The sequence below is a fragment of the Aquabacterium sp. UBA2148 genome (assembly GCF_002328915.1).
Taxonomy (GTDB): domain Bacteria; phylum Pseudomonadota; class Gammaproteobacteria; order Burkholderiales; family Burkholderiaceae_C; genus Aquabacterium; species Aquabacterium parvum.
Map to the genome: position 1 here is coordinate 4,054 of NZ_DCXA01000290.1, position 10,183 is coordinate 14,236.

At 69.5% G+C, this 10,183-nt stretch carries 10 protein-coding genes and 1 riboswitch; of the genes, 6 read left to right on the forward strand and 4 right to left on the reverse strand.

Annotation, left to right across the window (positions count from 1 at the left end; translation table 11 throughout):
• The 4 genes from B2W70_RS16000 to glpD all read right to left on the reverse strand — a co-directional run.
• The coding region (locus B2W70_RS16000) for a DUF4465 domain-containing protein (protein WP_286747172.1) at window positions 1-292 on the reverse strand (292 nt) is incomplete at its 3' end.
• Between the two features lie 106 nt (window positions 293-398).
• Window positions 399-1,211 (reverse strand): PEP-CTERM sorting domain-containing protein, encoded by an 813-nt coding sequence (locus B2W70_RS16005; RefSeq protein WP_286747173.1) that lies wholly within the window; start codon window positions 1,209-1,211, stop codon window positions 399-401.
• A gap of 147 nt (window positions 1,212-1,358) precedes the next feature.
• Window positions 1,359-1,589: riboswitch (cobalamin riboswitch) on the reverse strand.
• Between the two features lie 40 nt (window positions 1,590-1,629).
• Window positions 1,630-2,493 carry an alpha/beta hydrolase gene (locus B2W70_RS16010; RefSeq protein WP_286747175.1) on the reverse strand — a complete coding sequence of 288 codons (864 nt, stop codon included), beginning with the start codon at window positions 2,491-2,493 and terminating at the stop codon, window positions 1,630-1,632.
• Window positions 2,490-4,127, reverse strand: a complete 1,638-nt coding sequence (glpD, locus tag B2W70_RS16015; protein WP_286747177.1) for a glycerol-3-phosphate dehydrogenase — start codon at window positions 4,125-4,127, stop codon at window positions 2,490-2,492. The genes B2W70_RS16010 and glpD overlap by 4 nt, the downstream gene beginning before the upstream one ends.
• Window positions 4,128-4,324: 197 nt before the next feature.
• On the opposite strand from glpD, the gene B2W70_RS16020 reads away from it, so the two are divergent.
• The 6 genes from B2W70_RS16020 to B2W70_RS16045 form a co-directional block, all read left to right on the forward strand.
• Window positions 4,325-5,089 carry a DeoR/GlpR family DNA-binding transcription regulator gene (locus B2W70_RS16020; protein ID WP_286747178.1) on the forward strand — a complete coding sequence of 255 codons (765 nt, stop codon included), beginning with the start codon at window positions 4,325-4,327 and terminating at the stop codon, window positions 5,087-5,089.
• On the forward strand, window positions 5,086-6,621 hold the full coding sequence (gene glpK / locus B2W70_RS16025; RefSeq protein WP_286747179.1) for a glycerol kinase GlpK: 1,536 nt from the start codon (window positions 5,086-5,088) through the stop codon (window positions 6,619-6,621). The genes B2W70_RS16020 and glpK overlap by 4 nt, the downstream gene beginning before the upstream one ends.
• Before the next feature lie 139 nt (window positions 6,622-6,760).
• On the forward strand, window positions 6,761-7,375 hold the full coding sequence (locus B2W70_RS16030; RefSeq protein WP_286747181.1) for a chalcone isomerase family protein: 615 nt from the start codon (window positions 6,761-6,763) through the stop codon (window positions 7,373-7,375).
• A gap of 76 nt (window positions 7,376-7,451) precedes the next feature.
• Window positions 7,452-8,531 carry a helix-turn-helix transcriptional regulator gene (locus B2W70_RS16035; RefSeq protein ID WP_286747183.1) on the forward strand — a complete coding sequence of 360 codons (1,080 nt, stop codon included), beginning with the start codon at window positions 7,452-7,454 and terminating at the stop codon, window positions 8,529-8,531.
• A 41-nt stretch (window positions 8,532-8,572) separates the two neighbouring features.
• Entirely contained in the window at window positions 8,573-8,965 is a 393-nt protein-coding gene (locus tag B2W70_RS16040; protein WP_286747185.1) for a hypothetical protein, read from the forward strand.
• A gap of 171 nt (window positions 8,966-9,136) precedes the next feature.
• A partial coding sequence (locus B2W70_RS16045; RefSeq protein WP_286747187.1) for a TolC family protein occupies window positions 9,137-10,183 on the forward strand: 1,047 nt, incomplete at its 3' end.

Consider the following 10,183-nt stretch of genomic DNA (forward strand, 5'->3'; position numbering starts at 1 on the left):
CGCCAGCGCCCGAGCCGGCGTAGGCGCTGAACTGGTTCTCGAAGCCGGGCGTGGTGGTGTCAGTCTGGTTGGAGTAGGTCCAGCCGCTCCAGCAGCAGCCACCGCCCCAGTCGGTGAAGTCGTGGCTGAAGGTTGCGGCGCCACTGGTGAACGAGGTGGTGGCGCCAGGCAGGAACTGGCTGCCTGCGCTCAGCGTCAGGTCGTCGAAGGTGCTGATGGTCAGCGCGGCGTGCGCGCCGGTGCTCATCAGGCTGGCGGCCACCAGGGTCGCGGTGAAAAGGGATGTGTTCATGGTGCGTGGGTCCAGTGCAGGGTTGAGGGGACAGTCCGCTGTGGACGCGCCCCTCAACCAGTTCGGTGATGTGAATCGATCGGTCTGTGCCGACCGATCAGGCTGTTCAGGCTGAGCGACGACGGCGCTGCAGCGCGCCCAGGGCCAGCAGGCCCGCGCCCATCAACGCCCAGGTCTGAGGCTCAGGCACGGGCGCAAAGTGGATGACACCCACAGCGTCGAGGTCGAAGCCACCGCTGCCCGTGGTCGGGTACGGGTCGTAGATGGCGTGCGGGCCGCCGTACTGCGAGGGGTAGTTGTCGAACTCCTGACCACGACCGATGACGTCGACGATGCGCACGAAGCGCACGTTGTCCACGTCCAGGCCGGCGGTGCCAGCCAGCGAGTCCAGGTCGAAGGGCGTGCCGAAACCCTGGCGGTACTTGCCGGCCAGGCCATCGATGTTGGTCGGGTCGATGTTGCCGAAGCCGCCCACCGGTGCGGGCGTGAACGAGTAGCTGGGGAAACGGAAGAAGTCGACGCCGTTGGACGAGACCTCGACGAAAGCCAGCTCCAGGAAGGTGTCGCTGAAGCTGTTTTCGAACACCGCGAAGTCGGCGCCAGCGCCGTTGTAGATCGCCCCACCAAAGGTCAGGGTGATGCGGCCAGCGTCACCCAGCACGACGATGTCGGTGGAGGTGCCTTGGGCCTTGCCCAAAGCCTTCTCGGGCGTCTTCCATTGCGCGTCGACGTTGGGGCCAGGCAGGTAGTCCTCCCAGCCGGTGGCCCATTGCACGAAGGACGCGCTGTCCTTGCTGATGGCGGTGGAGCCAGGTTTGCCGGCGGCCGGGGCAAAAGGGCCAGCCGCATGGGCCTGAGCCATGCAGGCCAGGGCCAGGGTGGCCGCGCAGGCCGGGACAGAGAGAAGCTTGAATCGCATGTTGTTCCTCCGGCGCCCACCATCCGTGGGCGCATTCGAGCCAACCGGCCGAACGAAGGGAGGAGAGAGACAGGCACGTGCACGCCGGGTCGGGCCACGTGAAAAGGCCGAAGGCGTGTCGTCACCGCCTCGCCGCCCACCGCAGCAACCGGGTCCATGCTTCAGGCCGGTCTCCGGGCTCGCGAGCGCCTTGTGGGCCAGCGATCCGCCTTCCCATGCTTCGCAGCACAGTGGCACCGTCGATCGCCTTGACTCGCTTCACCGTTGCGGGGGCAGCGTCGGGATGGGCAGACCGAAGGGCCTGCGCACCGAACTTCCCGTTTCACCCTTGCAGACCGCTCGCGCGGCCCCAAGGACACCTGAGGCGAGCGGATTGTAAAGGCGCCCCTGGGGTTTGCCCAGCCCCGCGTTCCAGGCCTCAGGCTTGCCGCCTTTGCGCGTGTGTCGCGTCGACCAACGTGGCGCGCAGCCAGGCACTCAACTGCGCCAACACCTCGCTTCGCTCACGCTCGTTGAGGATTTCATGGGCCAGCTCGGGGAAGGCCCTTGCGGTGCACAGGCTCTCGGGCAACGCCTGAGACAGCTTGAGCGAGCCCACGGGACTGACGCAACGGTCCTGCCCGGACCACATCAACAAGGTTGGCACCTGCCATGCCGAGGCACGCGCCAGCGTCAGTTGGCCCGCATCGGCGATGAAGCGGCCCAGCAAGCCGCTGATGCGGTCGTGCACCATGGGGTCTTGCAAATAGGCCTGCACCACCGCCGGGTCGTTGCAGATCCACTCGGGCTTGAGCCCGTTGTTCACGCACAGGTGCGGCAACAGGCGAGGCGCCACCGCCAGCAAGGCTTTTTGCACGGCGCTCAGCCCCGGGTCGATGGCAGGCGACGACAGCACCACCCCGTCAACCGGTCGACTCCAGGCAGCGGGCTCGGGGCCCACGGCCTCGGCCACGAAACGCGCCACCACCAGGCCGCCCAGGCTGTGCCCGATCAGCACCAGCGGGCGCGCGGCATCGGTGCGGCGCACCTCGTCGATGAACGCACCGAGGTCTCGCAACAGGCTGTCGGGCTGGGCGATGTCGCCACGGCGACCACCCGATCGACCATGGCCACGGTGATCGAAGCCGCGCACGTCCCAGCCCTGGGCCACGAGGTGCTCGGCCACGTGCTCGTAGCGCCCGATGTGCTCGCCCAGGCCGTGCACCAGCACGGCGGTGCCGAGGGCAGGTGCAGGGGCACGCCACAGGCGCGTGTGCAGAATCAAGCCGTCGGAAGTTTTCATGCTGGCAGGTCCTCGTGGATCGTGTGGGGGGCTGCGGCGTTCGACGCCGGGAACAGGGCCGAGCTCACAGCCCCGCCCAAGGCAAGGGGGCGCTGGTTTGCGAACCAATGCGCCACCGCCTCGCGCTGCGAGGGCGTGAGGTGCAGGCCCAGCTTGCTGCGTCGCCACAGCACGTCGTCGGCGCAGGTGACCCACTCGCTTCGCATCAGGTGACGCAACTCGGCCTCGTGCACGCCCGGCACCACTTCGGCACCCAGGTCGGCCATGCAACGGGCGGCCCCCAGCAGCAGCTCGATGCGCGAGCCGTGCGCACGGGCCAGGCGGTGCGCCAGGTTGGCGGGCAGCCAAGGGTGGCGCCCGCACAGCGCCAGCACAAAACGCGAGAAGTCTTCGTCAGGGCGCCCTGTCACCGGGGTCCACGCCGAAAGGTCGCCGCCCGGCAGGCTGGCGCCTCGCGTCCAGGCCGGACGATTCACGCCCAGCTGACGGCACACCGTGGTCGCGGCGTCCTCGGCCAATTGGCGGTAGGTGGTGATCTTGCCGCCCCAGACCGTCAGCAAAGGCGCGGCGCGTTCGTCCTGCTCGAGCAGGTAGTCGCGGGTGACGGCAGACGGGTCACCTGAGGCGTCATCCAGCAAAGGGCGCACGCCGGAGTACGTCCAGACCACGTCGCTGGGGCGGATGGCCTGCGCCAGGTAGCGGCTGGCCTGCTCGCACAGGTAGGCCACCTCGTCGGCCTCGCAGCGCGCATCCAGCGGGTCATGGACCTCCTGGTCGGTGGTGCCGATGAGGGTGAAGTCGCGCTCGTAGGGGATGGCGAAGATGATGCGGCCATCGGGGTTCTGGAAGATGTAGGCGTGGTCGTGCTCGAACTGGCGCAGCACGACGATGTGGCTGCCTTTGACCAGGCGCAGGCTTCGCGAGGCCAGGCGCTCGCCGCCGGGCGCGTGGGCGACATCGCGCAGGAAGCGCTCGGCCCAGGGGCCAGCCGCGTTGATCAGGGCGCGGGCGCGCACGTGGCGCACGCCGTCGGCGCCCTGCAGGGTGGCCTGCCAGTGCGTGGCGCCTCGCTCGGCCCTCACGCAGCGGGTGCGGGTGAGCACGGTGGCGCCGCGCTCGCGCGCGTCGATGGCGTTGAGCACGACCAGGCGGGCGTCGTCCACCCAGCCGTCGGAGTAAACGAAGCCGCGCTTGAAGTGCGGGTGCAGCGGCACGCCCAGTTGCGAGCGGCGCAGGTCGATACCACCGGAGCCCGGCAGCACCTCGCGGCGCGCCAGGTGGTCATAAAAGAACAGGCCCAGGCGGATCAACCAGGCGGGCCGCATGCCGGGGTCGTGGGGCAGCACGAAGCGCAGCGGCCACATGATGTGCGGCGCGCTGCGCAGCAGCACCTCGCGCTCACCCAGGGCCTTGCGCACCAGGCCGAACTCGCGATGCTCCAGGTAGCGCAGGCCACCGTGGATCAGTTTGGTGGAAGCCGATGAGGTGTGGCTGGCCAGGTCGTCCTGCTCGACCAGGCAGACCGACAGGCCCCGGCCCGCCAGGTCGCGCGCGATGCCGACGCCATTGATGCCGCCCCCGACCACGAGGACGTCGTGTTCGGCCGGCGGGTGAAAGGGGACAGGGGCGTTCATGGCTTGGAGGTTTTCATGCAGTGCAACAGATCGCGGCCTTCACGCTGGCCGCGAAACGAACGCGCGTTTTATTCGCTTTGAGCGCGTTGCATTTTCGTTATCCCGGATGAACAAGTCAAGCACCGGCGCGTAGACTCGCGTCTGTTCGCTCGGCCTGTTCGCTTTTTTCTGGCCAACGAAAACCGCGCCACCCCACCATGAGCATCAAGACCCGCCACGCCGCCCTGCTCGACGAGGTCCGCGCCCGCGGCTCGGTCAGCGTCGAAGCCCTGGCCGAACAGTTCGGCGTCACGCTGCAGACCGTGCGCCGAGACGTGCAGCAGCTCGCCGACGCCGGCCTGCTCACGCGCTTTCACGGCGGCGTGCGCCTGCCTTCGTCCACCACCGAGAACATCGGCTACCGCCAGCGCCAGGCGCTGCAGGCCGACGAGAAATCGCGCATCGCGCGCGCGGTGGCCGAGCGCGTGCCGCACAACTGCTCGCTGATCCTCAACATCGGCACCACGACCGAAGCCGTGGCGCGCGAGCTCATGCACCACCGCGGGCTGCGCGTCATCACCAACAACCTCAACGTGGCCGCCATCCTGGCCGACAACGCCGACTGCGAGGTCATCATCGCCGGCGGCGTGGTGCGCTCGCGCGACCACGGCATCGTGGGCGAAGCCACCGTGGACTTCATCCGCCTCTTCAAGGTCGACATCGCCCTGATCGGCATCAGCGGCATCGAGGCCGACGGCTCGCTGCGCGACTTCGACTACCGCGAGGTGAAGGTGGCGCGCGCCATCATCGAGCACGCCCGCCAGGTGTGGGTGCTGGCCGACCAGAGCAAGTTCGGGCGCGAGGCCATGGTGCACCAGGCGCGCCTGGACGAGGTGGACATGCTGTTCACCGACGCGCCCCCGCCCGAGCCCTTCCCCCAACTGCTGGCCGAGGCCGGCGTGACCTGTGTGGTGGCCCCATGAACACGACTTCCACGACGACCCCGACCTACCTGCTCGCCCTCGACCAGGGCACCTCCAGCTCGCGCAGCATCCTCTTCACGCCCGAAGGCCAGATCGCCGCCATGGCGCAGCGCGAGCTGCCGCAGGTCTACCCGCAACCGGGCTGGGTCGAGCACGACGCGCGCACCATCTGGCGCATCCAGCTTGAAACCGCGCGCGAGGTCCTCGCCCAGGTGGGCGCCACACCGCAGCAGGTGCGCGCCATCGGCATCACCAACCAGCGCGAGACCACGGTGGTGTGGAGCCGCCGCACGGGCGAGCCCATCCACCATGCCATCGTCTGGCAGGACCGGCGCACGGAAGCCTTCTGCGCCGAGTTGCGCGCCGGCCAGCACGATGCCCGATGCGGCGGCAGCGCCGAAGCCCTGGTGCAGCAGCGCACCGGCCTGCGCACCGACGCCTACTTCTCGGCCACCAAGCTGCGCTGGATCCTCGATCAGGTGCCGGGTGCGCGCGAAGCGGCAGAGCGTGGCGAGCTGGCCTTCGGCACCATCGACAGCTGGCTGATCTGGCAGCTGACCGAAGGCCGCGAGCACCTGACCGACGCGAGCAACGCCTCGCGCACCATGCTGTTCAACATCCACACCGGCCAGTGGGACGACGACCTGCTTCGCCTGTTCGACATCCCCCGCGCGGTGCTGCCCGAGGTGCGCCCATCGTCCAGCGAATTCGGCCACACCACGCTGCTGGGCGGCCAGTTGCCCATCGGCGGCGTGGCCGGCGACCAGCAGGCCTCGCTGTTCGGCCAAGCGTGCTTCCGCCCCGGCCTGGCCAAGAACACCTACGGCACCGGCTGCTTCATGCTGATGCACACGGGCGACCAGGCCCAGGCCAGCCAGAACGGCCTGTTGACCACGGCGGCGGCCCAGCCCGATGCTCGCCACGCCTACGCGCTCGAAGGCAGCGTGTTCATCGGCGGGGCGGTGGTGCAGTGGCTGCGCGACGGCCTGCAGGCCATCCGCGCCTCGGGCGAGGTGCAGCAGCTGGCTGAAAGCGTGCCCGACGCCGGTGGCGTGGTTTTCGTGCCGGCCTTCACGGGCCTGGGCGCGCCCTACTGGGCCGGTGACGCGCGCGGAGCCATCCTGGGCCTGACGCGTGGCAGCACGGTGGCGCACATCGCGCGCGCTGCGCTGGAGAGCATCGCGTTCCAGAGCGCGGCCCTGCTGCAGGCCATGAGCCGCGATGCCGTGGCGCATGGCGGCTCCCCGGTCAGCGAGCTGCGCGTGGACGGCGGCGCCTGCGCCAACGACCTGCTGATGCAAATCCAGGCCGACTTGCTGGGCATCCCGGTGGTGCGCCCCAAGGTGATCGAGACCACGGCCCTGGGTGCCGCCTACCTGGCCGGCCTGGCCACGGGCGTCTACCGCAACCTGAGCGAACTCGAAGCGCAGTGGCAGGTTGACCGCCGCTTCTTGCCCACGCTCTCGCGCGCCGAGGCCGCGGCCCGCATGGCGCGGTGGGAGCACGCCGTGCGACAGACGCTGGCAGCCTGAGGCGCGCATTTCGACACGCCCGCGTCCTGCGCGATCAGGATTTGCACCGATTCGCCACACTTCAGGGTGGGCGAAGCTCGCGGCTTGCGCACAATCGCGCCTCTGATCCGACCGGACGCCCCAACTGCGGAGCCCTTGCATGCACCCCTCGCGAGCCCACCTCGACCGCCGCCAATGGCTGACCCTGGCTGTGGGCGCTCTCGGCTGGCCGACACAGGCCCTGTCCCAGACCACCGCCAAAATCGATGGCGTGGACGTGGCCACCACGACCTTCGTGCGCGGCAAGAAGCTGGTGCTCAACGGCGCTGGCGTGCGCCGTCGGGGTTACTACAAGTCCAACATCGTCGCGCTGTACCTGCCTGAGCGCCTGACCACGCTCGAGGCCATCATGAAACTCGACGGGCCGCGCCGCATCCAGATGCTGCTGCTGCGCGACTTCTCGCAGTCGACCGTCTCGCGCATCTTCCTGGCCGACTTCAAACAGGCGGCCACGGACAGCGAGTTCAAGGCCCTGATCAACGAAGTCGCCGAGATCGGCGCCATCTACAACAACGTCAAGCGCGTCGAGCAGGGCGACAAGGTCAACATCGACTGGCAGCCCGGGGCGGGCATCATCGCGTCGCTCAACGACCGCCAGCTCAACGACAAGCCGATCAACAGCGAACTGGCCTACCAGATCTACCTGCGCATGTTCATGGGCCCCAACGTGCCGGAAGAGCTGCGCAACCGCCTGCTGGGCTTGGGCAACGGCTGAGTTGGCTGTCGCATTGCGCAGCATCTTGTCGCGATCCGCCATTCTCATGTCGCGATCAATCGCATTCAATGCAGCCATGCGACACCCCTTGCCCGCCTCGGCCACCGAGCTCATCCCCTTCCCGTGCGCCAGCGCGTGGGTGAGGGCTGCGGCCCTGTGTCACATCAACCTGCCGCCCCTGCTGGAGCAGGCCGGCCTGGGCATCGACCACCTGGGCGCACACCACATCCGCCGCGACGGCATGCTGGAGATGATGATGCGCTGCGTCGGGCAGGCTGCGCCCACGCACCACTTCCCGCTGGTGATCGGCGAGTGCCACGGCTTCGACACCCTGCCTGCCATCGAAACCTTCCTGGCCACCAGCCCCACGGTGCGCGAGGCCATGCCCGTGTTGAACTGGTCCAGCCAGATGTTCCACGGGCTGCACATCCACCTGGTCGAGGGCAAGCAGGAGTCGGCCATCGTCATCGAGGTCGAGCAGCTCGACGGCGACCCGCCCAAGGCCGCCGGCTACTTCGCCGAGGTCTCCATGGCCAGCCTCAACAAGTTCAGCCGCATGCTGCTGGGCGGTCGCAACATGGCCACGCGCGTCGAGTTCGAACACGACCCGGGGCCCTTGCGCTCGGTCTGCGAGATGCAGTTCGGTGTGCCCGTGCGCACCCGCCAGGCGCGCAACGCCGCGGTGTTCCCTTCCGCGATGCTGGACTTGCGCTTGCCCGGCGCCCTGCCGGCCCTGCATCGGCAGCTGCAAGGCTTCATCGAGCAAAGCCTGCCTTCGCCTCGCTTCACCACGCTGACCGAACGCATCGAGCTGCTGTTCAAGCAACAGCCGAAATGGATGGGCCAGGGCATCCAGAACGTGGCCGAGCACCTGGGTCTGCACCCGCGCACCTTGCAGCGGCGCCTCAAAGACGAAGGCCAGGTCTATGGCGACATCCAGACGCGCTGCCGCTACGAGCACGCGGTCACGCAGCTCAAGGTGGGGCAGGTCGACATCGACACCCTGAGCGAAACCCTGGGCTTCACCGACCGCAACAGCTTCACGCGCGCCTTCAAGCAATGGACAGGCATGGCCCCGCGCGACTTTCGCCGGCTGCACCGCTGCATGGCTTCGCCCGACACCGCGAGCCAAGAGCCCCTGGTCCAAGTGGGCTGACATGAAATGGGCTGACAGGCGCTGACGGTAAGATGACCGCCATGCGTCGCCTCGTCGCCCTCTTTTTGCTGGTGCTGCTCCCGCTGCAATCCGTCTGGGCTGCGGCGGCACCGTATTGCCAGCACGAAGGCGATGCCGCGAGCCACCACATCGGGCACCACCAGCCCGAGCACGCGCACGCGCACACCACGGTGGCCGAAGCCAGCCAGGACGACGCACACGGTGCGCCTGGCGAACCCGCCACCCCGGGTGAAGGCGCCGCCAGCGCGCACAGCGACTGCCACGTCTGCCATGGCGGCACGGTGCTGGCCCACGAAGTTCGGCTGGTGCACGCGATGTCCGCCTCCGCCCCGCCCGTGCCTGCCTTGGCCCAGGGCCTGCCCGCGCCGCCCACCGAGCGGCCAGAGCGCCCCAAGTGGTCCGCCCTCGCCTGATCGGCGAGGTGGCCATGGCGTGGCCCCTTTGACACCGTTGACACCTGCGTCCGCGCCTCGGTGAGTTCTGCGAACTCGGCGAGCTGAGCGGGCGCTGCCCGACGCCTTGCCTGCGTTGGGCTTGGTGTGCCTCGCCGATGCCATCCGCCCTCATCCACGGAGACGCATCGCATGCACCGACACCCGCACCCCTTGTGGGGCCCAGCCCTGCACCTGGCCACTGGCCTCGCCTTCGCCCTGCCCCTGGCGGTCACGGCGCAGAACGCCCCCGCACAGCCCCCCGAAACCCTGGCCCAGGCCTTTGAACAAGCCTGGGCCACGCACCCCCTGCCTCAAGCACTGCCCGCGCGGCGCAGCGCACTGGCGGCATCCCGTCAGGCCGCCGAAGCCTGGACGGCTCAACCCGGCGCGCTGGAGCTGCGCGCACAGACCGACCGACCTGGCACCGACCGGGGTGCGCAAGAGCTGGAGGTGGGCGTGGCCCTGCCCCTGTGGCTGCCCGGCCAGCGCTCGCGCAGCCAGGCCCTGGCCACACAAGAAGAGCAGGCCCTTGACGCCCGGCTCGCCAGCGCCCGGCTTCAGCTCGCTGGCCAGGTGCGCGAGGCCTGGTGGGCGTGGCAGCGCGCGCGCGCCGAGCTGGCGCTGACCGGCACCCAGGTCGAGCACGCCCAGGCCCTGAGCAACGACGTGCACCGCCGTGTGCGCGCCGGTGACCTCGCCCGAGCCGATGCGCACCAGGCCGATGGCGCGCTGGCGCTGGCCCAGTCGGCTCAGGCCCACGCCGAAGGGCAAGGCATGCAGGCGTGGCAGTTCTTGCAGGGGGTGCTGGGCAGTGCTCGACCATGGCCGCTGCCCACCCTGGTTGCCGCGTCTGCCGAGGAGACATCGTCGCAAGGCACGGTGCTCGCCCCCGTCACGGCCACCAGCGGCGCATGGCCCATCGGCGCGGAGCCTGCTCCCGGCGAAGCCCCGTCCGACCTGGCCCAACACCCGCTGGTGCGCGAGCTGGACCAGCAGGCCGCCACCGCCCGCCAGGCCGCCGAGCTGGCCGACACGCAATCGCGCGCCAACCCCGAGCTGCTGCTGGGCACGGTGCACAGCCGGGACCAGCGTGGCGAGCCCCGCCAACGCCAGCTCACCGTTGGCCTGCGCCTGCCCTGGGGCGAGTCGCCCGCGCAGCGTGCCCTCGCGGCCCGCGCGCACGCCGATGCCACCGAG